The following is a 26,190-nucleotide window of genomic DNA, read 5'->3' as shown; positions in this document are numbered from 1 at the left end:
CCTCCTGATTTTTGATAAATTATATTGCCATTGTAACTACCCGGAGGAAAAAGGTCAAGCTGGCAAGGGAAAACAGAGAAAAAAAGGACATCCGGAGAGGTGGATGTCCTTTTCGACAAAAGGGAGCGTATATCATTTGTGGAAGAGACGTTTAACAAATGAAAGAAGACTAAAACGATTAGACTTTGTGTAATCATTTACAAAATTGTCACAATACATATAACGTTCGGTTTTGATCCATTCCGGAATAGGAAGTGCATCATTTGTATAAACTGCGAATTTCATAAGCACGCCTCCTTTGAATATTTTTTAGGTTATTTATATTTTAGCACAAAATAAAAGAAATACTATAGGGGGTAACTCTAAAAATCAGAGGTAAAATCTGTGCTGACAGCACAAATATATGATATAATCAGGAAAGAAAGATAGGAAAGTGAAAATTTGAGCAAGAGACAGGGAGGGTATATGAGTTTTACAATAGAAGATATGATTCTGACAGCAGAAAACAGGTACGAAATGAAGTTTCTGGCCGGACAAAATGGCTGGGCTAATTCCATCAGTTGGGTACATCTTCTGGAGGATACAACAATTATACAGAATTTCTGGGGAAAGGAGCTTGCTGTAACAACAGGATTGGGATTTCCCCAAAAAGAAGACTGGATGAATCTGGTAAGGCTGTTGAATCGGTATCATGCCTCTGGGTTGATCATTAATGTGGGACAGTATATTTATGATATACCGGAAGAATTGATAGCATACTGTAATGAAAATGATCTGCCGCTGCTGACTGTGCCCTGGGAAGTGCATTTGTCAGATATGATAAAAGATTTCAGTATCCGCGTATTTCTGCAGGATAATACGGATGAGCAGATTGTAGCAGCACTGATTGCAGCTATTGAGACCCCGGATAATCAGAAGGCATACAGAAAAGAATTATTGCAGTATTTTGATGTGGATGGAAGCTTTCAGGTGCTTTTGCTGACTTGTGAAGGGCTGGATTCTATGGACACGGTGGAGCGAAAGAAATTGTCTTATCGAATACAGTTATATCTGGAGGATATTACGCATAATGCAAGCTTCTTTTATTATAATTCTGATTTTGTACTGATAGCCAATGCGGTTTCGGAAGAATATTTGTATCGACTTGTAGCTGGGGCTATAAAAAGGGGAAAAAGACGTATGCCTGAGTTGGAATTGTGTGTGGGGATCGGAAGTAAATGTATGGATATCTCACAGCTTTCAATAAGCTATCAGAGAGCCAAGGCAGCGGCACATATGGCACTTACTCACAAAAAACAGGTGGTAAAGTTTGATGACTGTGGATTATTTCGCCTGCTTTATATGGTAGAAGACAAGGGGATACTGAGGGAAATGGAAACAGAATGTCTGGCAGCACTGGAAGAACATGACCGCAGATACAATGCTGATTATGTGGACACTCTTCAGTCTTATCTGAAACATGATGGAAGCATCCAGGCGGTAGCTGCAGAATTATTCACACATCGGAATACAGTACTGTACCGTATTGGAAATATCAGAAAAATATTGGGAAATGAACTGAAAACACCGGAAGAAAGACTGCCCTATCAGATTGCATTTTATATCAGGCGTATGCATAAATAAATCCTGATGAAAAATAGTGTCAAACCATGTATAATAAGGGTACTGGACACAGTTATAAAAAACAAAATGGGTGAGGAAGAAAGATGGAAGGGAATTTAACAAAAGGTCCTATTTTAAAAACACTGACGAAACTTGCGGTTCCGATTATGGCGTCAGCGTTTCTGGGAACTCTGTATAATATTACGGATATGGCCTGGATCGGCCTGCTTGGATCCAGGGCTGTGGCAGGAGTAGGTGTTGGTGGTATGTTTACCTGGCTTTCACAGGGGCTGGCAGCTATGGCCAGAATGGGTGGTCAGGTGCAGGTGGCACAGTGTATTGGCCGCGGAGACAGAGAACGTGCCCATGGTTTTGCACAGGCTGCAGTACAGCTTTCTGCCTTTATGGGAATTGCATATGCGGTTCTGGCACTGTTGTTTACCAGACAGATGGTGGGATTTTTTCAGCTTGCAGATTCTGAAACATATATTGCAGCAATGTCGTATACCAGGATTGCCTGCGGTCTGATCGTATTTTCATTTCTGACATTGACACTGACAGGAATCTATACAGCGCAGGGAGATTCAAAGACTCCTTTTCTGGCCAATCTTGTGGGACTGGTTACAAATATGATCCTGGATCCTGTTCTGATACTTGGCCCTGGAATATTTCCAAGGCTTGGGGTTACAGGAGCAGCGATTGCCACAGTGACAGCTCAGGCGATTGTTATGAGTATTATGATATTAGGGATTATGGTACAGAAAAAAGAAAATGTACTAAAAGGAACAAAACTATTGGCAAAACTTCCACGGGAATATGTGAGTGGAATCTGTAAGATCGGAATTCCCACAGCAATCCAGGGAATGGCATATTGTGCGATTTCCATGGTGCTGACCCGTATGGTTTCCGGATATGGTGCAGAAGCTATTGCAACACAGCGAGTGGGAGGACAGATAGAATCTATATCATGGAATACGGCAGATGGTTTTGGGGCAGCATTAAATGCTTTTATTGCACAGAACTATGGTGCAGGCAAAAATGACCGTGTCAGAAAAGGCTATAAGGCATCATTATGGACTGTAGGAATCTGGGGTGTGTTGATTTCTGCTATATTTATATGTGTTCCGGGGCCGATTGCCAGGATTTTTTTCCATGAACCGAAAGCAATTGCAACAGCAGTGGGATATCTGACCATCATTGGTTTCAGTGAAGCCTTTATGTGTGTGGAGCTGACTACAGTGGGTGCATTGTCCGGACTTGGCAGAACCAGACTCTGCAGTATTATCAGTATTATTTTTACCAGTGCAAGAATCCCATTGGCCATTCTTCTTGGGGGTATTATGGGACTTAACGGAATCTGGTGGGCACTTTCTTCAACATCAATTGTGAAGGGAATTATTTTTGTTGGCACATTTTTATGGATCACGAGAAAAAGAAAGTAGACAGCATTCAGTAAAACAAAACCAAAAGTCGGATTGCTGATGATCCCGAAAACATGTGCATATATGTGGATCATTGCAATGGGACTTCAGCTCCTGTTTTGATAAAATCAATGTACGACCTGGGAAATCGGAATAGAATGATTTCACAGGCCGTACATTTTTTCTTTATTATATTAATAAAAAATGTTATAATCAATATAGATTTTGTAGAGATTGTATATTTTCGGATATGGTGATAGGATAGAGAGTAGTTAAGTGCATAAATCAATCATAATAGAAAATTTTGAAGGAGAGAGAAAATGAGTAAAAGAGCAGCAGGAATTTTAATGCCGGTCAGCAGTTTGCCGTCAAATTATGGAATAGGATGTTTTTCCAAGAGCGCCTATGAATTTGTAGACTGGTTAAAGGAAGCCGGTCAGACTTATTGGCAGATTCTGCCGCTGGGACCGACCAGCTATGGAGATTCCCCATATCAGTCCTTTTCTACATTTGCAGGAAATCCGTATTTTATTGACCTGGATACACTGGTAGAAGAAGGGGTTCTGGATAAAAAAGACTGTGAGAAAGTAAATTGGGGAAAGAAGCTTGATGATGTAGATTATGAAAAAATCTACAAAGGCCGTTATCCGCTTCTGAGAAAAGCATACGAGAACAGTGAGATCAGTAAGAATCCTGATTATCAGAAATTTGTAGCAGAAAACAGCTGGTGGCTTTCTGATTATGCTCTGTTTATGGCAGTAAAGGACCGTTTTGAAGGTGTAGAATGGACCAAATGGGCTGAGGATATCAGACTTCGTTGGAATAATGCTATGGATTATTATCGTGAGGAACTCTATTTTGATATTGAGTTCCAGCAGTATATGCAGTTCAAATTCTACGAACAGTGGATGAAACTGAAATCCTATGCAAATTCAAAAGGAATCCAGATCATTGGAGATATTCCGATTTATGTTGCTATGGACAGTGCTGATGCATGGGCACATCCGGAGTTGTTCCAGCTGGATCAGGACAATGTACCGCTGGCAGTAGCAGGATGCCCTCCGGATGGATTTTCTGCAACTGGTCAGTTATGGGGAAATCCGCTGTATCGTTGGGATTATCACAGAAATACAGGATATCAGTGGTGGATTTCCAGAATGAGTTACTGTTTCAGACTGTATGATGTGGTAAGGATTGATCATTTCAGGGGATTTGATGAATATTTCTCTATTCCTTACGGGGACAAGGATGCCACAGGCGGTCACTGGGAAAAGGGACCGGGGATTGATCTGTTCCGCAAAATCCAGCAGGCTCTTGGATGGAAAGAGGTTATTGCAGAGGATCTGGGATATATGACAGATTCTGTACGTCATTTGGTATATGAGAGTGGTTTCCCGGGTATGAAGGTTCTGGAATTTGCGTTTGACTCCAGAGATTCCGGATGTGCCAGTGATTATCTGCCTCATAACTATCCGGAGAACTGTGTGGCATATACAGGAACCCATGATAATGAAACAATCGTGGGATGGTGGAAGAGCATCACAGCGGCTGAGAGAAAACTGGCAAGAGATTATCTGTGCGATCATGCCACACCAGAAGAAGAACTGTATAAATGCTTCATTAGTCTGATTATGCGCAGTGCTGCGCGTGTGTGTGTTATCCCGATGCAGGACTATATGGGACTGGATAACAGATCACGAATGAATCAGCCTTCTACAGTTGGTACGAACTGGAAGTGGAGAATCAAGAAGAGAGAACTTACAAAGAAACTTCAGAATGAAATCCATGATGTGACATTGCGTTATGGACGTAAGAACTGGGATTAAATATATTACATAATGAAATAATTGGAATGATGACAGCGTTTCGGATATAAATAATATCTGGAACGCTGTTTTCGAATAAGAAAGACATTGATTTTCGGGTAATGTCTGATAAAATATTAACCAGAAAAATAATCAATTAAAACATAACCTGTCAGGAGGAGATACAGATGAATTATAATAAATTAGAAACCAGTCTGATAGATGTAATTAAAGAAGAACAGGCGAAGCTTGGATATAGGAAAGAGAAGATAAGCCTTTATTATCCGCTCAGTTCCCTGAATCATTTCTTTGGCGGTGAGACAGATGCTGCAGGCATGATGGAGATCTTAAAAGATTTTCCTTCTTATATAGAAGAGAAATTTGGCGAAGTAGCAGTATCACACAGAGGAGATCGTTTCTGCTTCACTGTTTCGGAAAAAGCTTCTGAATATGTACATAATAATATGAAAGAGAATGAATTTATCAAGGCATTGATCGAACTGGTGGGAAGACATGGATGCACGATAGATGAAATTAAGGAGCTGTTTCATTCTTATTCAGATAAAATTATTATTGAACCAATGGATAACGAGGAGTTTGATGTGCTGATCCGCTTTGATGACGGATCAGATCCTTATTATTATTGTTTTAAGGATGAAGGATGCCATATCATTTACCACAGATTTCTGCCGGAAGACTATGCAGATTTTGGTTTTTAACCGAATCAAGTAAGTCCCCAGCGGAGGTTGCGAAAGGCAATAAGCAGTGGGTGCAGAGTTTTTAAATTGCCGGATCAGCAAAAATATATGTGACATTTGCAATAAAAGTGTGTTATTTTTTTGTCAAATATCAACAAAAATAAGCCGAAATTCTATATTGACAGATAGTCTCAATAATGGTAATTTTTACTTGAATTCATGTTTTGATTTATAGAAACGAGTAACATTTTATTACATTATTTTACAGGAATAAATAATACATAAAATTGAATTGACAGTTGGAGGGAAAGATTAAATGAGAAAAACCAAAATTATCTGTACAATGGGACCATCTACTGATAAGGGCGATGTTATGGAGCAGCTTGTGAGAGAGGGAATGGATGTAGCACGTTTTAACTTCTCACATGGACCTCATGATGAGCAGAGAGGCCGTATCCAGAAACTGAGAGAACTTCGCAAGAAATATGACAGACCTGTTGCAGCACTTCTTGATACAAAGGGACCGGAGATCAGACTTGGATGTTTTAAGGATGGCAAGGTTTCTCTGGAAGAAGGACAGATATTTACATTTACAAATAAAGACATTGAAGGAACTAATGAGCGCGTAAGCATTACTTATAAAGAGCTTTATAAGGATGTGCAGCCGGGCGGACATATTCTGGTTGATGATGGACTTGTAGACCTGGAGGTTCAGGATATCGCAGGAAAGGATATTGTCTGCAAGGTTATTAATGCAGGTGTGATTGGCAACAGGAAGGGTGTCAATGTTCCAGGGGCAAACCTGAAGATGCCATTTATCAGCAAGAAAGACCATGATGATCTTCTCTTCGGTATCCAGGAAGGATTTGACTTCGTTGCAGCATCCTTTACACGTACTGCAAATGATATCCGTGAAGTAAGAAAAATCCTGAAAGAAAACGGCGGTGAGGAGATCCAGATCATTGCAAAGATTGAGAACCAGCAGGGTGTTGACAATATTGATGAGATTATTGAAGCAGCAGATGGTATCATGATCGCCAGAGGTGACATGGGTGTTGAGATTCCGCCGGAATATGTACCGGTTATCCAGCAGAAGATTATCCAGAAGGTTTACACAGCAGGCAAACCGGTTATTACAGCAACACAGATGCTGGATTCCATGATCTCTCATCCAAGACCAACCCGTGCAGAGGCTTCTGACGTAGCAAATGCCATTTATCAGGGAACAAGTGCTACTATGCTTTCCGGAGAAACTGCAGCAGGTAAATATCCGGTACAGGCACTTCAGATGATGAGCCGTATTGCAGAGCATATGGAACAGAATATTGATTATAATGCAATTTTCAAGAAAACAGACAGAAATGAGAATCCGGATATTACAAATGCGATCGCACATGCAACCTGCCTGACAGCAATTGACCTGAAAGCCAGTGCAATCCTTGCAGTGACAAAATCCGGAAGCACAGCTCATATGATGTCCAAACACAGACCAGGATGTCTGATCGGTGCATGCACAAGCTCTGAGAGAGTTCTTCGCCAGCTGAATCTGTCCTGGGGTGTTTACCCAATGCTGATCAAAGAAGAATACAGTTCTGAGATTCTTTGCCTGAGAGCAATCGAAGCAGCACAGAAGCATAAACTTGTAAAAGTTGGTGACACTGTTGTATTCGCTGGTGGTGTACCGCTGGGAATTCCGGGAAGAACCAACCTGATCCGTGTCTGCACAGTTGATTAATAAAGACATAATTGCCGTAGTAACTATTTGAAAAAGTAGTTACTGCGGCTTTTTATGTTAAGAATCCCACATTGCAGGTTAATAGGGAATGTGATATACTGAAATCTGATTAAATCAGAGCAGCTCTCTGCGAGGACTGTTACAGAATAATATACAAAAGTCAATATTTGGAAAAAACGGGGGTTGGTTATGAAATATGCGGTGGCAATTGACGTTGGAGGAACGAATACAAGAGTAGCACTTGTGAATGAGCGGCTGGAAATCACAGACAGACAGCAATTTTCTACGAATCCCGAAAATCCTGGGGAAACTTTGAGTAAGATTTCAGAGGTAATACGGGATTATGGAGAAAAAATCGTAGGTGTGGGAATGTCCTGTCCAGGACCTCTGGATCTTATTCATGGACAGATTTTAACTCCTCCAAACCTGCACGGAGACTGGCAGCATTTGTTTGTAGCCAGAGAACTGAGTACTCTTACCGGACTGCCGGTATATCTGAACAATGATGGAAACCTGGCTGCCCTTGCTGAGGCAGTTGCCGGAGAAGGAAAGGATTACCGCTATGTACAGTTTTTGACGGTATCTACAGGAATCGGTTCTGGGTTTGTAATTGACAGACAGATTTATCAGGGGGCTCATGGATGGGCGAATGAGGTAGAGAATACTGTTATGTGGGAAGGCGGACCTTGTCATGGCACGATCCTGCCCGGAGGTATCGAAGGAATCAGCAGTGGAACTGCGATTACCACCAGGGCAAAAAAAGCAGGATTGCAGGTAAAGCATGCAGGAGAGGTAAACAATCTGGCAAAGTCTGGAAATGAGGTTGCTGAGAAGATCATGACAGATGCAAAATTGCATCTTGCTAATTTTATTGCCGGAATATATAATCTGACAGATCCGGATATTGTAATCCTGGGAGGTTCTGTAGCGATTAAGATAGAGGGATTTGTGGAGGAAGTAGAGGTATTGGTGAAAAGTAAGGTTTATGAAGCACAGAGAAGCTTTATTAAAGTCAGAAAATCCATATTAAATGAGGATTCCGGACTGATCGGTGCGGCATATCTTGCTTTTTCAAAGGAAAAATAGAGCATTGTCTGAAGAGAAGGGGAAAAGTAGAATAAAGGAACAGTGAATGAAAATGGATATTTTACAGAAGTTGAAAAGATACAGAAAAAAAATCTGGCTGTTTTTTCTGCTGACTGTTTTTTTGTGTGGAGCCTGTAGAGCTGCCTATGTGACCGGAGCCAGATCCGGACATGTTACAATCAGGGAACTGGATAGCCTGCAGCTGGAAGACTGCACCAAACTGATGGTTGTGGCACATCCGGACGATGAGACTCTCTGGGGTGGTGCCCATTTATTGGATGGAAAATACTTTGTAGTATGTCTGACTAATGGATATAACAAGGTCAGGAGACAGGAGTTTTTGAATGCGATCAAAGAATCCGGGAATAAGGGACTGATTCTCAGATATCCGGATAAGGTTCGTGGAGAGCGCTCCAAATGGGTAGGAGATAAGAAAGACATTATCAAAGATTTGGATACAATCCTTACCTATAAACATTGGAATATGGTGGCAACTCATAATCCTGAGGGAGAATATGGACATATCCATCATCAGATGACCAGTCAGTTGGTCACACAGGAATATTATCGTAATTATCAGATAAATAACCTGTATTATTTTGGAAAGTACTATAAAAAGAAAGTTCTTCCGGATATTGCGGATTCGCTTCCGAGAATATCGGCAAAGAGTGAATCAGCTAAAAGAGAACTGCTGCTTAACTATAAATCTCAGAAAAAAGTTGAAAATATGTTTGCCCATATGATTCCTTATGAAGACTGGAGCCAGTCAGGGGAGATCTGGGCAAAATAAAGGATCGTTCAATGTCTTTATCATAAGATTTTGAACTGTGATAAATAATAATTGGAGAACAAAGAATGCTGAATCAATTTTCTAGAACAGAGCTTTTGCTTGGAAAAGAAGCTATGGACAAATTACAGAATTCCAGAGTAGCCGTGTTTGGAATCGGCGGGGTAGGAGGATATGTGTGTGAGGCATTGGTCCGAAGTGGAATAGGTGCCTTTGACCTGATCGATGATGACAAAGTATGCCTGACTAATCTTAACAGACAGATCATTGCTACCAGAAAGACGGTAGGCCAGTATAAGACAGAAGTAATGAGAGACAGGATTCTGGAGATTAATCCCAAGGCAGAGGTAAGAATCCATAATTGTTTTTATCTTCCGGAGAATGCAGCTGATTTTGATTTCAGTGAGTATGATTATGTGGTGGATGCGGTGGATACTGTAACTGCCAAGCTTGAATTGATCATGCGTGCCAAAGAGTCCGGGACTCCGGTCATCAGCAGTATGGGTGCCGGGAATAAGCTGGATGCCAGTGCGTTTCGGGTGGCGGATATTTATAAGACGAAGGTATGTCCGCTGGCGAAGGTTATGCGCAGGGAGTTGAAGAAGCGTGGCGTGAAGAAGCTGAAGGTTGTTTATTCGGAGGAGCAGCCGATCAGACCGGTTGAGGATATGGCGATCAGCTGTAGGTCGCATTGTATTTGTCCTCCGGGGGCAAAGCATAAGTGTACGGAGCGCAGGGATATTCCCGGCAGTGTGGCGTTTGTGCCGTCTGTGGTGGGATTGATTATTGCAGGAGAGGTTGTTAAGGACCTGACTGCGGAGTGTAGGAGATAAAAAATGTTTATGTGGATGTGTATTGTATCAGAGATGGTATGGTGCACATCTTTTTTTGTTTGGGGGCAGGGGACGCGCAGAAAAATAATTCATTTTGTGTGCGGTTTCGGACTCTAAGATATTCTAAGCCGGTAAAAATTCTGCTAAATGCATGAGAAAAATGCCACAAACTCGCCTGCGGCTCAGACAGTGTGTCATTTTTCTCATAACGCAGATTTTTACCGGCTAAGAATATCTAAGTATCCTGCAAATGCACACAAAATGAATTATTTTTCTGCGCTGTGCACTGGCAGTGGGAAAAAATGTGTGTCTTAAAATTTTGTGTGCACACAAAATTTTTGCGGGGTGGGAATGTGTTGACTATCATGGGGTTTCAAAGTATAATGATGGCTGGTGAATTGGGCGGAAATATAGGGTGATTCATCAGATGTAGGCGATTGATTTTTAAGAGATAAAGGCAGGTTATATATGAATACAATTAGTGTGGAAGAGTTGGAGAAGATTGATGCTTCTGAGATTACGATTGTGGATGTGCGGCCGGTGGATCAGTATAGTAGGGGGTCTTTTCCTGGGGCGGTGAATATTCCGCTGGATGAGTTTGATGAGAAGATGGAGGCTGTTGATAAAGATAAAACAGTATATGTTCTCTGCCATACGGGGGACAGAAGCCGGGATTGTGTGGAGAAGCTGAGTGATGCAGGGTATGAGGCTGTGAATATTGAAGGTGGATATCGTGCCTATCTGAGACTTTCTCTGAGTCGTTTTATGGAGAATGATGCTAAGGAGCAGAAGGAACTGAAGACGAAAGAGATTGAGCACAGTATTATCAAGACGTTCAGAAAGACGGTCTGGAGACCGTTTACCAAGGCTTTGAATGAGTATCAGCTGATTCAGGAGGGGGATAAGATTGCTGTCTGTATTTCAGGTGGTAAGGACTCTATGCTGATGGCGAAGCTGCTTCAGGAGCTGAAGCGCCATGGGAAGATTCATTTTGAACTGGTGTTTCTGGTAATGAATCCGGGCTATAATGCGGATAACTGGAAGATTATTCAGGATAATGCAGAGCTTCTGGGAATTCCTCTTACGGTTTTTGAAAGTGATATTTTTGATACAGTGGCAGAAATTGAGAATAATCCCTGTTATCTTTGTGCGAGAATGAGACGTGGTTATCTGTATTCTCATGCCAAGGAGCTGGGATGTAATAAGATTGCGCTGGGACATCATTTTGATGATGTGATCGAGACGATCCTCATGGGTATGCTGTACAGTGGTAAGGTGGAGACTATGATGCCGAAGCTGCACAGTCAGAACTTTGAGGGGATGGAATTGATCCGCCCTATGTATCTGATTAAGGAATCTGCAATCAAGGCATGGAGAGATACCAATGGACTGCATTTTATTCAGTGTGCATGCCGTTTTACTGAGAACTGTGTAAGCTGTGGAGGCGGACGTGGTTCCAAGCGTGATGAGATGAAAGAGCTGGTTGCGCAGTTTAGAAATACAAGCAGTGTGATCGAGACGAATATCTTTAACAGTGTGCGGGATATTAATCTTCGTACTGTTATGGGATATCATAAAGATGGAGAATACTACAATTTCCTGGATGACTACGATCAGCGTGGAAATAAGGGCGTTGATAAGGAAAAAGAATGATAACAGCAAAATTTTCATTTGTGGAAGAGAAATACACTGCTCAGTATTATAGTGGGAACGGTTGTCTGTATGCTTCTGGTGCAGGTGGTGTTCTAAAAGGAGGAATCCATGACCTTACAGGAGATTCTTGAAAGTGTAAAAAGTGGTTCTGTATCTGTAGAAGAGGCAGAGAGAATCCTTAAGAAAGAAAGTTATGAAGAAATGGGATATGCGAAGCTGGATACAAGCCGCAAGGCAAGAACCGGTTTCGCAGAAGTAATCTACTGCAGTAATAAGGCAGATGAACATCTTCTGAATATTTTTGAAAGATTATACAGAGAAGACGGTGAGGTATTCGGAACCAGAGCTTCCCAACATCAGTATGAACTGGTGAAGGAGAAGTTTCCGGAAACAGAATATGATCCGATCTCGCGCATCTTAAAAGTTGAGAAGAAAGATAAGAAGCGTATTGGGAAGATCGCAGTGTGTTCAGCAGGAACTGCAGATATTCCGGTTGCTGAGGAAGCTGCACAGACAGCGGAATATTTTGGCACAAATGTTGAACGTATTTATGATGTGGGAGTCAGCGGAATGCATCGTTTATTCTCCAGACTGGAGACGATCCAGAGTGCGAACTGTGTAATTGCAGTTGCGGGAATGGAGGGAGCTCTTGCCAGTGTGATGGGCGGTCTGGTGAGCAGACCTGTGATCGCAGTACCGACTTCTGTGGGTTATGGTGCAAGTATGCATGGTCTTTCGGCACTTCTTACTATGATCAATTCCTGTGCGAACGGGATTGCTGTGGTGAATATCGATAATGGTTACGGGGCCGGCTATCTGGCAACGCAGATCAACCGTCTGGCAGCAGGTACAGATGAGAAAGGAAATTGATTATGGGAAAAACATTATATCTGGAATGTTATTCAGGGATAAGTGGTGATATGACGGTTGCGGCTCTTCTTGATCTGGAAGCTGACCGCTCAGTGCTGGACAGGGTGCTGAAGAGTCTTAAGGTATCAGGATTTGAGACAAAGATCAGCAGAGTTGTGAAGTCCGGAATAGATGCATGTGATTTTGATGTTGTGCTGGATAAAGAGCATGAAAATCATGACCATGATATGGAATATCTGCATGGACATCATCATAAAGGTCATGAGAATAATCATTTTTACAATCATAATCATGCTCATGAGGATGAAGCGGAACATTTTCATAGTCATGAGCACAATCACGCCCATGGCGCAGGATCAGCGCAAGATCGTCACCATCACGAACACCGTGGAATAAAAGAAATTACCTATATTATAGAGCATAGTGCAATGACTGAGAATGCAAAGAAGATTGCATTGCGTATATTTGAAATTCTTGCAGAGGCAGAGAGTAAAGCACACAATGTGCCTGTGGATCAGGTGCATTTTCATGAGGTGGGAGCAGTGGACTCTATTGTGGATATTGTGTCTGTGGCAGTCTGTCTGGATGATCTGGATGTTACAGAGGTTATCGTTCCTGTTCTCTGGGAGGGCCGTGGAACTGTCCGTTGTCAGCATGGCATCCTGCCAATCCCGGTTCCGGCAGTTGCAAATATAGTAAGTGCCAATCATTTACATCTGAAAATGACAGAGGTAGAGGGTGAGCTTGTAACGCCTACAGGTGCGGCGATAGTGGCAGCAGTGAAAACAAAAGATAAACTTCCGGAAACATTTGAAATCCAGAAGATTGGAATCGGCGCAGGTAAACGCCGGTATGAATGCCCTGGGATCTTAAGGGCAATGTTCATATCAGAAAGCACAGAGCAGGCTAAAGGAAGAGATAAAGTAAAGGCTCAGACAGAAGAATTCAAAAACCCGGAAATCAGAAATAATCCGAAAGCTGAAAATCAGGAAACCAAAGATACGATTATCAAGATGGAAACAAACATTGATGACTGCAGTGGAGAAGTTCTGGGATTTGTCATGGAACGTCTGATGAAAGCCGGTGCCAGAGATGTGCATTATGTGCCTGTTTTTATGAAAAAGAACAGACCTGCATGGGTTCTGAATGTAATCTGTAAGGAAGAAGATATAGAAACGCTTCAGAATATTATTTTTGAAGAAACTACTACGATTGGAATTCGTTATAGCAGAATGGAACGTACGATTCTTCCCAGAGAAACGAGAACCCTTCCGACTCCATGGGGAGAAGTTCAGGTAAAGGTATGCACTTTGAATGGAAAAGAGCAGCTTTATCCGGAATATGAGAGCGTCGCACAGTTGAGCAGAGAAAAAGAGATCCCGTTTACAGAAATTTACCGTTATATTGTTTTGGAAAATAAAGACAAAGAATAACAATGTAAAAGAAAACAGTCACATACTTGAGTGAATATCTCAATATTCATCAGATGCATGTGACTGTTTCTTTTTATTTTTTATGAGGTGACTTCTCGTTCAATTCTAACTGCTGTCTGGTAATTCCTGTAATTGAGGCAGATAAATCTGATTAATTTGGTTAAATTACAGAGCACTTACCCCGTCATCATCATAACGGTCATATTCAGCTCCCTCATATCCGATCATGCGGATAGTAGAAGGATCGATATCCTTTACTGTCTGTGCAACATCAGCAACCGGGATTGCTTTTCCCTTGCGGATGAACAGTGGAACTTCATTCAGGGCAACTTCTACATAGTGATGTCCTTTTTCAAGGATTTCCTGAGAAATTGTTCCATCAGGCAGGAATTTTACGAACATCATTTCTTCTGGCAGATATACATAGCGGCCTTTTGCATTCTGTGTATAAACAGGTGCGATCATGATTTCGTTTCCGAGGAGAAGCTGATCTTCTACCTGAGTTGCGAATGCATCGTCTGTGTAGTCGAATGCCAATGGGCGGAACATCATGTCATCGTTTAATGCAGCTTTCATGTATTCACTGTACAGATATGGAACAAGGCGATATCTGACACCGATCACATGACGGAAGTCTTCGATATTTTCAAACTGGTAAGCTTCCTGTTCTCTGGTTCCCAGAGCGGAGTGGTTTCTCATAAGAGGTGTGAATACACCAAGTGCCAGCCAGCGCAGTACCAGATCACGTGTGGTATCTGCACCGAATCCGCCCAGATCTGCACCTGTGTAAAGGAAACCGCACATATTCAGGGATGGAAGCATCTTTAAGTTCAGAAGGATGTGTGACCACCAGGATTTATTGTCTCCCATCCAGATTCCGCCGTATCTGTGCATTCCCACATAGGAGGAACGGGAGAACATCAGGAAACGTTTGCCAGGTGCGATTTTTTCAAATGCTTCACCTGCTGCACGGGTCATGTTATAGCCAAACAGGTTATGTACCTTGTCGTGGCGGATCTTCTGACCGTTTACATTGTGATAGAAGCGTTTGTAATCTTCCGGATTATTTGCAAGTCCTTTTACCTTTGCGCCGAGAACGAATCCAGATGTTTCTTCATTGTCCATGAAGTTGTCTTTGATGTATTCTTTTAATTCAGCAACGCCTTCCGGTGTGCAGAACATTGCAGGCTCGTTCATGTCATTCCAGAAACCGTCAATTCCTTTGGAAATGAGACGTTCATATTTCTGTCCGAACCATGCTCTGGCATCTGCGTTCAGGACATCCGGGAAATGAGTCCAGCCCGGCCATACAGCGGAAACGAAATCACTGCCGTCTTCACGTTTGCAGAAGTAGTTCTTCTCAACGCCTTCTTCATAAACATCATAGCCAGCCTCTACCTTGACACCTGCATCGATGATCGGGACAAGGTGGATGCCTTTTTCTTTCATTTCATTGACATAGGCCTCAAAGTCAGGGAAGTTTTCCTGATTGACTGTGAAATCTTTGTAGTCTTCCATGTAATCGATATCCATGTATACCATATCGATTGGAATATTGTTTTCACGATATCCGTCAGCAGCTTTTCTGAAGTCATCAGCAGTTGTATATCCCCAGCGGCTCTGACCGAAACCAAATGCGAATTTAGGCGGGATATAGCTTCTTCCGATGATTTTACGGAACTGTTTTACGATATCGTAAGGGGTTTCACCCTCAATCACATACAGATAAAGATCTGCATCCTCACAGGTGATCTTTAACTGGGAAGAGAGTGTGTAACCGATATCAAACTTCAGTTTTCCGGGATAATCAACGAAGAGACCGAAAGTCTGCTTTCCGGAGATTACGAGGAAGTTGTGTGCTCCGTAGAGGGAGATTTTATCTTCTGTATGGTTTGGCTGGTCGGAACAGTTGCTTTCATAAACGTATCCACGTTTGTTGATTCCGCGGTTTGATTCGCCCAGACCATAGACAACATCGTTGTCATCCATGTCATAAGTAAAAGAGAAGCCGTTCTCTGTGGAGATAGTTCCGTATGCAGGAGTTCCCTCAGAAGTCGGGATGGAAGTTACGATGGCATCGGTTTCAAATGGGGTTCCGTAAGTATATTTCTGAATCATTTTGTCATATCCTCCTTAGGTTGAAAATGGTCAAGCGGATAAAATCATCCGCTTTGCTACGCGGCGCTACACCGAATAACTGAAACGCTTAAGTACTGTTAGAAAATACATAGGCGTTTTCCTTGATTTCATATTTACAATAATAGAGGTTTGAGTGGGGAAATGCTACTGAAATTATGACAAATTTATACGTTATTTTGACTTTTTAACCGAATCAAGTAAGTCCCCTGCTTCAATTACGAAAAGCAATGAGCAGTGGAGTGGATAATTTTAGCTGCTTGCTCTGGCAACTTGTTGTGCTTTAATGCTTTATCTTAATAGAATTTTTCTGTACATACGGTGAAAAAAGTGCTAAACTGTTATTATTACACGAAAGAAAGGTTTATTTAACATGCTTCAGACAATTGAATCCATCAATAACGTCGTAAATAATTTTATCTGGGGTGTCCCGGCTATGATCTGTATTATCGGCGTAGGGCTTTACCTGAGCCTGCGGACCGGTTTTGTCCAGATCCGCAAATTCCCGTATGCGCTTAAAACCACACTGGGAAGAATTTTTAAGAAAAAAGAAGCTTCTGACGGTTCCATGACACCTTTCCAGGCAGTCTGTACTGCACTGGCAGGTACAGTAGGTACGGGAAATATCGCCGGTGTTGCCGGAGCTATCGCCATCGGTGGTCCGGGCGCTGTATTCTGGATGTGGGTTTCCGCGCTCCTTGGAATGTGCACGAAATTTACAGAGGTTACCCTTGCAGTACATTTCCGTGAGAGAAACAGACATGGAGATTATGTAGGCGGACCTATGTATTATATTAAGAATGGTCTGGGAAAGAATTGGAGGTTTCTTGCAGTTCTTTATTCTGCATTCGGTGTACTGACTGTATTTGGAACAGGTAATGCTACTCAGGTAAATACCATTACAACAGCAATTGATACAGCTCTTATTAACTTTAATGTGATCTCAGAGTCTTCTACAGGCAGACTGAATCTGATCCTTGGAATTGTGATCACGCTGTTGGTTGGTATGGTACTGCTGGGCGGTATTAAGCGAATCGGAAGTGTTTCTGAGAAGCTAGTGCCCTTTATGGCATTGTTTTATATTGTACTTGCATTGGGCGTTGTGATCTTAAATATCGGAAGAGTTCCGGCAGTTTTCCATGATATTGTTTATGGAGCCTTTAATCCGTCAGCAGTGACAGGCGGTGTGATCGGAAGCTTTTTCCTCAGTATGAAAAAGGGTGTTTCCAGAGGTATTTTCTCCAATGAAGCCGGACTTGGTACAGGGTCTATCGCTCATGCCTGTGCAGATACAAGCAAGCCTGTAAAACAGGGTATGTTTGGTATCTTTGAGGTATTTGCAGATACGATCGTGATCTGTACTCTGACAGCACTTGTGATCCTTGTAAGCGGCGTGCCGGTAAATTACGGTGCAGCGGCAGGTGCAGAACTTACAATTTCCGGATTTACTTCTACATACGGAGGCTGGGTTTCCATCTTTACGGCAGTTGCCATGTGCTGCTTTGCATTCTCAACGATTATCGGATGGGGACTTTACGGAGCACGTTGTATTGAATTTTTATTCTCTGCAAAAGTTATCCGCCCATTTATGATCGCCTATTCATTAGTGGCAATCATTGGTGCAACTGTAGATCTGGGACTTCTCTGGAGTATTGCTGAGACATTCAACGGTCTCATGGCAATCCCCAACTTAATTGGTGTATTCCTGCTTTCAGGAACCGCCATTACACTTACAAAAGAGTATTTCGCACAGAAATGATAAAAACAGTCTGGAGAGTTTTCTTCAGGCTGTTTATTAGTTTACCTGATGCTTGATGTTAGGTTATTGTTCAGACCCTTGCATAGGGCATTAGTAAAAATGACGAATTTTAAATTTTTTTATTGATGTTATGTACTGTTTTTTATCCGTCATTTTTACTTTATCCACAACCACCCGGATTCGCCTTTTTGCGGCTTTTCCCTTATAATGTGTATATAGGTTTCAACGATTTCAGGAGGGAAGTGAGTGGACATTGAACTTATTCTATTCACTTCCCTTTTGTATTTCATCAGGAGAAAGCAGGCATAGAATATTTTTACCATAAAAATGTGATGATCCAACTATGATCTGACAGAAAAATAACAGATTAAAATATAAATCAGCTGTTCTTTAAGTGAAAATGTTTTCAGTACTTCGTTCTTCCATACATCTTCAGGATAAACATCGCCCAGATAAGTATCCCGTCCACAGTACAGTCCATAAAGAAGCAGCCTTTTTCCCTCTCGGACAGCCTCCGGTTCCATGATTAGTCCCCAGCGAAGCTGATCCATCAGATGAAGATAAAGAGACACACATAAAACCAGATTGCTGTTTCTGTTTCGCGATAGAAGTATTTCTTCCAGCTCAGAAGCTTTCTTAAAACTAATATTGTATGCATGAAAAAGAATCTCATGCTCTATATAAAAATCCCACAGAGTTCCCGGGGTGATTCCATATCTGCCAGTACGAACAAGAACCTGAAACTGTCTCGGACCACAGGCAGCTGTCTGTTTCATCAGGGCATGTTTTACTGCCATACGGACTGCCCTGCCAATCAGCTCTCCAAGCTTGGAATGTCCGGAGGCATCGGTAAGTGTCAGCTCACCCTCCATAGCCGAGGCAATCACCATTCCGTCAGTACCAGAACCTGTCGCGATTTCTTCTGAATAACAGCTTCCAAGTAAGAGATGTGAAACGGCCGCTGCTTTTGCCTCCGAAGCAATCATCATTGAGCGGACCATGGCTGCCTCTGTAACATTCTGATTGATATAGATAAAAACATTGATCGTACCGGGTGGCAGCATCTCGTAAGCGCCGTTTCTTTCATAGTAAGAAGAAGGATCTCCCGGACACATTCCGTTTGAATCAATTCCCCCTGTAACAGCAGCAGTCACGGATAACTCCTGATAACAGATTTTCTCAACAGCACACAGTTCAGTCCATGCCGCTGTGCTGAGTGCGGTTGCTGTCTGCGGATCAATTCCCAGCTCTTTTGTATGAATGTTCAGGTCTTCCTCATAGGTGTTTCCAAGCATTTCACATTCATAGGCACCATTCATGCAGTTGATATTTAAAGCATGCGTGAGATGAGCAGTGATCCCGCCATTAAGAGGACTGGTGCTAAGAACCCTTGTTTTTCCCGGAAAAGAAAAAACAGTACATCCCTTCTTTTGAAAATAAGTAAAAGTATCATTCATAAACATTCCTCTTTTTTGTCTGTTCAATACAGATTTTGTTGTTATTAGGAAAAGTATTCTACTTTGAATCCTGACTGCTGGCAGTATCTGTCTACTTTAGAACCTTTATAACAGCGGATCGTAGCCGCTTTGTTGATGATCCATTCCCCGATAAATTCAGGATCATGGCGAATCTCCAGATACTGCAGGCGGTTACATCCATGAAAGATCCATTTTCCAAGGTATCTGACATTGGGCGGAATCACCACAGAGGTCAGATTACAGCACTTAAAAAAAGCACTCTCATCAAGGACTTCCAGCGAATCAGGCAGCTGCAGCGAATCCATTCCGCAGAAATAGAAAGCCTGCTTTCCGATAACCCTTAAATCCCCCCCCCGGAAAAGAAATACAACTCAGTTTCTTACATTTATAAAAAGCCCTGTCATCGATTTCTTCCAGAGAGGCAGGGAAAACAACTTCCGTAAGAGTAGCGCATTCTGAAAAGGCATTCGGACCGATAAATGTCAGTTTGCTGTTCGGGGCGAACTCCAGACTGTTCAGTTTTCGGCCATTGTTAAATGCATTTTTTGGAATACTGGTAAGGCTGGCGGGAATTTTGACTTTTTTCAGAGAAATGCAGTCTGAAAATACCCCTATGCCAAGTTTTTGCAGATGTTCAGGAAGCTCTATTCTGCTTAACCGGGAACATCCCTGAAAGGCTTTGTTTCCAATCTGTTCCATTTCATAGGGAAATACCACAGAACGAATATCAGGTCTGTTAAAAAAGGTTTCTGCTGAGATAGAGCGGCAGTTTTGTGGAAGTTCCATATTCTTCTCAATATACTGTCCGCAGTTACGACGCGTAAGTGTCAGAGAATTTGACATAAAAAAATACTCCTTTGCTGATAGACAATGTTGTTTTCTCTGCATGGGAGTAGTATGGACTATGATAAAAATAACAAGGTACCAATAACTGCCGGTGTTCTATATTCCTTAAAAGGAACAGAGAAAACATATGTAAGGATGATACTTCTGTAAAAAAGAGAACACTAAAGAAGATCACCCTTCCATTTCCTATTGCGTGTAGTTAATGGCGGCAGTTTATAGCAGGTATTCTGACTCACGCAGTAACGCCATGTCTCTCCTTCTCGCATAACGATGCAATGGATATGAGATATGGCTGCACGTATACAGCAGCACGACTGTTCAGGATTCTGACCTGATTCCCTCTTAGCTGAAAGTCCGACATTTCTATACCGTGACTGACAGAACTAAAAACCGGTAATTGTCAATGAATGTTCGATTAAATCGTATTATACACTTTTTTGGAGAAAAGACAACAAATTTTTTGAGGGGGAGACAAAATCAGGGAGGGGACGCGCAGGGAAAGCGTTTCTTTTCTGTGCGGTTTCGGCATCTAAGAGCTTCTAAGGCGAAAAAAATCTGCTAAAAGCATGAGCCGTCTTGTCAAACTCGCTCCGCTGCAGGCTCCGCTCAGACACGTGAGGCAGCCGGCTCATAACGCAGATTTTTTTTACCTAAGAATCTCTAAGATGCCTGCAAATGCACAGAAAAGAAACACTTTTCCTGCGCTGGTTACTGGATGTGTGGGAATTTGATTTTACAGGTAATGTTTTTTGTTTTGGAACAGTAATTGAACAGTAACGTGTGAAATAGTACTTGTTTTTTTGAACAGCATATTTTAAACTATAGACTATAGTGAAAATCTTATATCACCCGTGCCAGGTCTGGCGGTTCATAACGGATTTCTCTGGCGTTCGCCGACATTTTCACAAAGATAATTTAAATTTTATAATGGTAAAGCAAACATTCCTGAATATTATAACATTCTGCCCGTTGGCTTTGCCTGAACGGGAGGTGGGAATAAAACAGTTCATGGTTGATTAAGGGTTGTTTTGGAGGTTCTCAAAGCTCTGGGAAAATGTTATAATAAGGAGGAATTAAATGAACAATACGATTTTTGATGATGTGTTCCGCACAATGGTTGAATAACTGCGCGTCGCATTCTCGTTACTTTCAGTGATGAGTTAGACGCGCAAATTTTTTTACTAAACAACAGAACAAATGTTTACATAAACCAATACATATGGTATAATATTTATATGGAAAAAGATATATTTAATATAGATAAAAACAAACTTTCATATGGTAGGGGATATGTCTATTCCTTGCAGTATCATCTTGTCTGGTGTACAAAATACAGAAAAAAGGTTTTAAAAAACGGAATCGATACAGAATGCAAAGAAATGTTACAGAATCTTGCAGAAGAATATAAATTTCAGATTCTGGCAATGGAGGTGATGCCGGATCATATCCATCTGCTTGTGGACTGTAAACCTCAGTTTTATATTTCAGATATGATCAAGATCATGAAAGGAAATCTTGCACGCCAGATGTTTCTTGCGTATCCGGAGTTAAAAAAGGAACTGTGGGGTGGGCATCTGTGGAATCCGTCTTACTGTGCCATAACGGTCAGTGACAGGAGCAGAGACCAGGTGCTTGCCTACATCGAAGGACAAAAGGAAAAAGCCTGACAGAAGAAATGATTTGTTGGAGGAAAAGAGATGCAGACCGTATCCAGCTATGGCGTAGAATTACGAAAACAGAATATCCCAGTCCGCCAGACACTGGAAATCTACCGGTCTGCGGTCTGTTACCTGACAGAAATATATGAGCAGATGTGGGAAGAACTGGCAGAGATACCGGATGCCAAAAGGCGGTTTAATGCTGCAGAGCATCTGGTGCATACTACAAAAAAGAATCCTGCACGCTTTGATTTTGATCTTCGCTTTCCGAAGATGCCGTCCTACCTGAGGCGAGCCGCAATCCAGCATGCATTGGGAAGTGTATCTTCTTACGAAACACGGATGGATCTGTGGGAAAAGTCAGGAGAAAAAGCAGGGAAACCCAGACTGGCGTATGAGAATCATGCCATGCCTGTTTTTTATCGTGATGTCATGTACAGAGAGGAAAAAGAAGGAAAAGACGAAGCATACCTGAAACTGTATGATGGTCATGACTGGAAATGGTTTTGTGTGCGTTTAAATCACACAGATATGGAATATCTGCGCAGGAACTGGTCGGGGAAAAAGGCATCAGCCCCGACACTGGAGAAAAGGCACCATAAATATTTCCTGCGTTTTTCTTATACGGAAGAAGTGACACTTACGAAGACACCGGTAAAAGAACAGATCATCTGTAGTGTGGACTTGGGAATCAATACCGATGCGGTCTGTACCATTATGCGGGCAGACGGAACTGTCCTGGGGAGAAAATTTATCAATCATCCCAGTGAAAAAGACCGGATGTACCGCACACTGGGCCGAATCCGAAGATTCCAGAGGGAACACAGCTCTGCGCAGTCACGGGGAAGATGGGCATATACGAAACGCCTGAACATAGAGCTGGGAAGAAAAATTGCAGGTGCGATCGTAAAAAATGCAGAAGAGAACCATGCAGATGTGATCGTATTCGAGTATCTGGAAATGCAGGGAAAGATATCCGGAAAGAAAAAACAGAAACTGCATCTGTGGAGAAAACGGGATATCCAGAAACGCTGTGAGCATCAGGCACACAGAAAAGGAATGCGGGTATCCAGAGTCTGCGCATGGAATACGAGCAGGCTTGCATACGATGGCTCCGGAAGTGTGTCCCGTGACCCGAAAAATCACAGTCTTTGTGTATTCCAGACAGGAAAAAGATATAACTGTGACCTGTCGGCATCGTATAATATCGGGGCGAGATATTTTATAAGGGAACTTTTAAAATCCCTTCCGGCAACGGAAAGGTCTTTACTGGAGGCAAAAGTCCCTCCTGTAAAGCGTAGAACCTCATGCGTCTATGCAGATCTGAGGAAACTCCATTCAGAAATGGAACTCTTAAAAGCAGCATAGATACAGGCAGATATACAGTGGACTACCTGTAATGTGGGAACCTGCCATATCTGGCATGGGAAATGCGCATAACTGCGTACCTAAGTTACAGGCGTATCCGCCGATATTCAGTCGGACGCCTAAAGCGTCTGGAAGCATGTGACTTCAGTCATGTGAGGTTCACAAGGAACTGACAGGATCTGGAAGGTCGGAATTATATACGGATCTGATAAAACTGATTGTAAAAATCTCGGACTATATCTTCCAGGATGAAGAGAAGATCCAGAAAGGGATAGGTGATGCTATGGGTGGAAAAGTTTTGGAACTGGAATCGGAAAGGTTAAGAGCGGAAGGAAAAGCAATTGGCGAAGTCAGAGGAGAAGAACGCCTTAGTGTTTTGATTAATAAACTTATTCTTGATAAGAGAAATGATGAGATTCAGATCGTAGTGACAGATGCTAAAAAGCGCAGGCAGTATTATGATGAGTATGGACTTTAGAACCGAGGTGTGGAAGATCATTCCTTTGATTTGTATATTCCGCATTGTGGAGATTCTGTAAAAGAGTGTTTTCTCAGACGTATTCCGGGGATAATAAGGGAAGTAATTATTTGTAATCGGGATATTGACAAATTATGGACAAAATGTTAAGATGGTTTCGTAAAAAACGAATAGCGTTTAGCGCACATGTACAGCTCATTACTACGGTAATGATTGAAGAATCGTTGGGTGAGAATCCCAAACAGGGTTCCGTTCCCTTGCAGTATATTTAGTCTGCAGTTCACTGTATTCTTGTAATGGTATTCAAAGGGAATACTATAATGCGAAGGATATGAGTGAAAGTTCAATCTGTACATTATATTCCCTGCCAGTATGGTGGGGATTTTTTTTGCACTTTGATAACTGAATATCGGAAGTCGCTTTTTATCCCTTTAGTTTTCGGAAATCCGGTGAGATACCGGTACGGTTTATCCCCACTGTAATAAGGACGAACACTGCGAAACCATTGGAAAGATCCTTTCCGAGAAGGGCAGCAAGTAGGTTGGAACTTTAAGTCAGGAGACGGACTTTAGTAAAAGAAAAAAACAAACATCTGTAGGCATAACGGAGGTTTATTTTTTGTACCCTTTTTTATGGAAAACAGGTATCAAACGTGGTCTGAAAAGGCTGCGAAATGATATATTTTGCAGGATAACCTGCAAAAAAATAATACATTTATAATTTAAGGTAAGGAGGAAACGAAATGAACATGAAAGTAAGAAAAAGCGTGATTGCATTCTTAATGGCAACAACAATGGTAGGAAGCACAGCAGTACCGGCTATGGCAGATACAGTAACTGCAAAAGTGTCTATAAAGACAACTGGTTTAACAGGAAAAAAAAGTGCGTCACCAGACATTGTGCCAGAAAAAGTTGTTACAGTAACAAATTCCAATGGTTCTGTTACTGCACTAGATGTTCTGAAAGCAGTTTCGGGATCTGATACTGAAACAAAAGAGACTTTAAATGGTAAAACTTATCATTATCAAGGAGTTTTAAGTTGGTATGATAGTCAGTATGGAAATTATATTCCAGCTGTTAAAATGGAAAATCATGCTAATAGCGATTTAGGGAAAGTATTTGCAGATGATGGTACAGCAAATAAAACAGCAAACTCTCTTGCTAACGGAAGAGAAAAATATTTCAAATTATCAGATCTTAATACAACAGAAACAGAAAGCATGAAGGTTACAAAAAATTCAACCTGGAATAATACAGTTCATAAAACAGATTGGCTTTCTGAAAAAGACTATAATAATTATTCAGGTTGGATGACTATTATTGATGGTAATACAGATAACTTAGGTGTTGATACTGTACTTTCCGACACTAAAGAACACACTGTATGCTTAGATTTTTCTATGATGATGGGATTAGATCTTGGATTTTCCAGTTATGTTCAGCAGGGAGATCAGTGGATTCAGGTTCCGGGTTGGAAATAAAGTAAATTTTAATAGCAAATAAAAAAGATGAAGATACTAATGCTTTATAAAGTTTCACTTTATAAAGCATTAGTTCTTTTTCATATTATTTTAATTTTAGGGTGTAAATAGATATGAAGAAAAAGAAAAAAGAAAAAAAAATCTTATATCAGTTAATATTCTCAGCTTTTCTATTATTTAGTAATGCCTATCTTGTAAAAGCTAATTCAGATATATTATCACAAGATTCAACAGGGAAATACTGTATTAATACAGAACAAGATTATTATAATTTTATCGAAAATATACAAAATTATAATAATAAAACGGTTATACTATGTAATGACATTGACATTTCAGATGTTCCAGAAGCAACATCTAGTTTTGGCGGCATATTGAACGGAAAAGGACACACCATTACATATGCTTCAAAAGAAGCAAAAGAAAACATTGCTGTATTTCCTTTTCGTATAAATGACAATGGAATTGTAGAAAATATAAATGTACAAATTGATGAATCATATGCATATAATAGCGAAACAGATGAATTTCAAACTGTCTTTTCGCGATGTGATGGAATTGCAAAAGGAATAACAATTAAAGGAAACGTAACTTGTATTTATGACGATGAAGATACAGATGTTTATATAGGTGCAATCGAGGGAAACGGAACTTTAATGGATTCTTCCATAGCAATAACTTACGATTTGCAGAGTGAAAAAACAATCGAAGAAATAGCTGACGATATTGTTGATAATGATTTATCATTTGAATTTTGTCAATTAGGAACAATTAATACTGGAATAACTTACCAAAATTGTATAGGATATGGACAGTATTCGGAAGCAATAAAGTCATTAGCAGATGAACTAGAACCCAAAATAAAAGATAATACATGGGGATATCTATGTGTTTCATTTACACGAAAAAGTTTTTTTAGTACGTCAGCAAGTGCAACCAATTGTTATTATGATAAAGAAAATATGCCAGACATTAAAATCATGTCTGAATATATTACAAATAGAGATAATAATAAAGAGTTTCCTAATTATGCTGATTTTGGCAAAAAGTCCTGTTTTATGTCC

Annotated in this window: 23 protein-coding genes and 2 riboswitches; of the genes, 18 read left to right on the top strand and 5 right to left on the bottom strand. The window is 41.2% G+C overall.

The features are described 5' to 3' along the window. Window positions 1-132: 132 nt before the first annotated feature. Entirely contained in the window at window positions 133-285 is a 153-nt protein-coding gene (locus H8Z82_RS14605; protein ID WP_186995521.1) for a hypothetical protein, read from the bottom strand. Between the two features lie 180 nt (window positions 286-465). Between H8Z82_RS14605 and H8Z82_RS14600 the strand changes: the two genes are divergently transcribed. The 12 genes from H8Z82_RS14600 (at window position 466) to larC (ending at window position 13,923) form a co-directional block, all read left to right on the top strand. Beyond that, window positions 466-1,623 carry a PucR family transcriptional regulator gene (locus tag H8Z82_RS14600; protein WP_186995520.1) on the top strand — a complete coding sequence of 386 codons (1,158 nt, stop codon included), beginning with the start codon at window positions 466-468 and terminating at the stop codon, window positions 1,621-1,623. 83 nt (window positions 1,624-1,706) lie between these two features. Further along, the gene (locus H8Z82_RS14595) at window positions 1,707-3,044 is read left to right on the top strand and encodes an MATE family efflux transporter (protein WP_186995519.1); all 1,338 of its coding nucleotides are present in this window, start codon (window positions 1,707-1,709) and stop codon (window positions 3,042-3,044) included. 299 nt (window positions 3,045-3,343) lie between these two features. Continuing rightward, window positions 3,344-4,849 (top strand): 4-alpha-glucanotransferase, encoded by a 1,506-nt coding sequence (gene malQ, locus H8Z82_RS14590; protein WP_186995518.1) that lies wholly within the window; start codon window positions 3,344-3,346, stop codon window positions 4,847-4,849. A gap of 167 nt (window positions 4,850-5,016) precedes the next feature. After that, window positions 5,017-5,547, top strand: coding sequence for a DUF3877 family protein (locus H8Z82_RS14585; protein WP_186995517.1), 531 nt, complete (start codon window positions 5,017-5,019; stop codon window positions 5,545-5,547). A 295-nt stretch (window positions 5,548-5,842) separates the two neighbouring features. Continuing rightward, window positions 5,843-7,261: a pyruvate kinase gene (gene pyk, locus H8Z82_RS14580; RefSeq protein ID WP_186995516.1), complete on the top strand. Its 1,419-nt coding sequence runs from the start codon at window positions 5,843-5,845 to the stop codon at window positions 7,259-7,261. A 189-nt stretch (window positions 7,262-7,450) separates the two neighbouring features. Further along, window positions 7,451-8,347 (top strand): ROK family protein, encoded by an 897-nt coding sequence (locus tag H8Z82_RS14575; protein ID WP_186995515.1) that lies wholly within the window; start codon window positions 7,451-7,453, stop codon window positions 8,345-8,347. Window positions 8,348-8,393: 46 nt separating this feature from the next. Then, entirely contained in the window at window positions 8,394-9,137 is a 744-nt protein-coding gene (locus H8Z82_RS14570; protein WP_186995514.1) for a PIG-L family deacetylase, read from the top strand. A 65-nt stretch (window positions 9,138-9,202) separates the two neighbouring features. After that, a complete protein-coding gene (locus tag H8Z82_RS14565) occupies window positions 9,203-9,967 on the top strand; it encodes a tRNA threonylcarbamoyladenosine dehydratase (protein WP_186995513.1) in 765 nt (254 codons plus the stop codon). A 468-nt stretch (window positions 9,968-10,435) separates the two neighbouring features. Further along, window positions 10,436-11,620: an ATP-binding protein gene (locus H8Z82_RS14560; RefSeq protein ID WP_186995512.1), complete on the top strand. Its 1,185-nt coding sequence runs from the start codon at window positions 10,436-10,438 to the stop codon at window positions 11,618-11,620. Next, window positions 11,617-11,751 (top strand): hypothetical protein, encoded by a 135-nt coding sequence (locus tag H8Z82_RS17605; RefSeq protein ID WP_279222234.1) that lies wholly within the window; start codon window positions 11,617-11,619, stop codon window positions 11,749-11,751. The genes H8Z82_RS14560 and H8Z82_RS17605 overlap by 4 nt, the downstream gene beginning before the upstream one ends. Beyond that, complete coding sequence (gene larB / locus H8Z82_RS14555; protein WP_020993373.1) at window positions 11,729-12,490, top strand: nickel pincer cofactor biosynthesis protein LarB; 762 nt, start codon at window positions 11,729-11,731, stop codon at window positions 12,488-12,490. The genes H8Z82_RS17605 and larB overlap by 23 nt, the downstream gene beginning before the upstream one ends. Window positions 12,491-12,492: 2 nt before the next feature. Then, the gene (larC, locus tag H8Z82_RS14550) at window positions 12,493-13,923 is read left to right on the top strand and encodes a nickel pincer cofactor biosynthesis protein LarC (RefSeq protein ID WP_186995511.1); all 1,431 of its coding nucleotides are present in this window, start codon (window positions 12,493-12,495) and stop codon (window positions 13,921-13,923) included. A 165-nt stretch (window positions 13,924-14,088) separates the two neighbouring features. Here the strand turns inward: larC and H8Z82_RS14545 are convergent, their stop codons facing one another. Beyond that, on the bottom strand, window positions 14,089-16,041 hold the full coding sequence (locus tag H8Z82_RS14545; protein ID WP_186995510.1) for a glycoside hydrolase family 31 protein: 1,953 nt from the start codon (window positions 16,039-16,041) through the stop codon (window positions 14,089-14,091). Window positions 16,042-16,432: 391 nt separating this feature from the next. Here H8Z82_RS14545 and H8Z82_RS14540 point away from each other — a divergent pair, with 391 nt between their 5' ends. Continuing rightward, window positions 16,433-17,818: an alanine/glycine:cation symporter family protein gene (locus H8Z82_RS14540; protein ID WP_186995509.1), complete on the top strand. Its 1,386-nt coding sequence runs from the start codon at window positions 16,433-16,435 to the stop codon at window positions 17,816-17,818. A gap of 341 nt (window positions 17,819-18,159) precedes the next feature. Here H8Z82_RS14540 and H8Z82_RS14535 read toward each other — a convergent pair whose 3' ends face one another. From H8Z82_RS14535 to H8Z82_RS14525, 3 genes are read right to left on the bottom strand one after another with little or no spacing between them, the layout of a single operon-like run. Further along, the gene (locus H8Z82_RS14535) at window positions 18,160-19,275 is read right to left on the bottom strand and encodes an adenosylcobinamide amidohydrolase (RefSeq protein WP_186995508.1); all 1,116 of its coding nucleotides are present in this window, start codon (window positions 19,273-19,275) and stop codon (window positions 18,160-18,162) included. Between the two features lie 44 nt (window positions 19,276-19,319). Continuing rightward, window positions 19,320-19,601: a leucine-rich repeat protein gene (locus tag H8Z82_RS14530; RefSeq protein WP_025580995.1), complete on the bottom strand. Its 282-nt coding sequence runs from the start codon at window positions 19,599-19,601 to the stop codon at window positions 19,320-19,322. Beyond that, entirely contained in the window at window positions 19,579-20,139 is a 561-nt protein-coding gene (locus H8Z82_RS14525) for a leucine-rich repeat domain-containing protein (protein ID WP_161233740.1), read from the bottom strand. Before H8Z82_RS14525 ends, H8Z82_RS14530 begins: the two co-directional genes overlap by 23 nt. Window positions 20,140-20,342: 203 nt before the next feature. Continuing rightward, window positions 20,343-20,545, bottom strand: a riboswitch (cobalamin riboswitch). Between the two features lie 832 nt (window positions 20,546-21,377). On the opposite strand from H8Z82_RS14525, the gene tnpA reads away from it, so the two are divergent. From tnpA to H8Z82_RS14500, 5 genes are all read left to right on the top strand, one after another. Next, a complete protein-coding gene (gene tnpA / locus H8Z82_RS14520) occupies window positions 21,378-21,809 on the top strand; it encodes an IS200/IS605 family transposase (protein WP_186995507.1) in 432 nt (143 codons plus the stop codon). Window positions 21,810-21,839: 30 nt separating this feature from the next. Then, the gene (locus H8Z82_RS14515; protein WP_186995506.1) at window positions 21,840-23,168 is read left to right on the top strand and encodes an IS200/IS605 family accessory protein TnpB-related protein; all 1,329 of its coding nucleotides are present in this window, start codon (window positions 21,840-21,842) and stop codon (window positions 23,166-23,168) included. A 283-nt stretch (window positions 23,169-23,451) separates the two neighbouring features. After that, window positions 23,452-23,646 carry a hypothetical protein gene (locus H8Z82_RS14510; RefSeq protein WP_186995505.1) on the top strand — a complete coding sequence of 65 codons (195 nt, stop codon included), beginning with the start codon at window positions 23,452-23,454 and terminating at the stop codon, window positions 23,644-23,646. A gap of 396 nt (window positions 23,647-24,042) precedes the next feature. Further along, a riboswitch (cobalamin riboswitch) is annotated at window positions 24,043-24,231 on the top strand. A 157-nt stretch (window positions 24,232-24,388) separates the two neighbouring features. Beyond that, complete coding sequence (locus H8Z82_RS14505) at window positions 24,389-25,126, top strand: hypothetical protein (RefSeq protein WP_186995504.1); 738 nt, start codon at window positions 24,389-24,391, stop codon at window positions 25,124-25,126. A gap of 113 nt (window positions 25,127-25,239) precedes the next feature. Then, a partial coding sequence (locus tag H8Z82_RS14500) for a hypothetical protein (protein ID WP_186995503.1) occupies window positions 25,240-26,190 on the top strand: 951 nt, incomplete at its 3' end.

This window comes from Blautia difficilis (assembly GCF_014297245.1).
In the GTDB taxonomy this organism is placed as follows: domain Bacteria; phylum Bacillota; class Clostridia; order Lachnospirales; family Lachnospiraceae; genus Blautia_A; species Blautia_A difficilis.
Note: the sequence above shows the minus strand (reverse complement) of the source record. Positions and strands in the feature narration are given on the sequence as shown.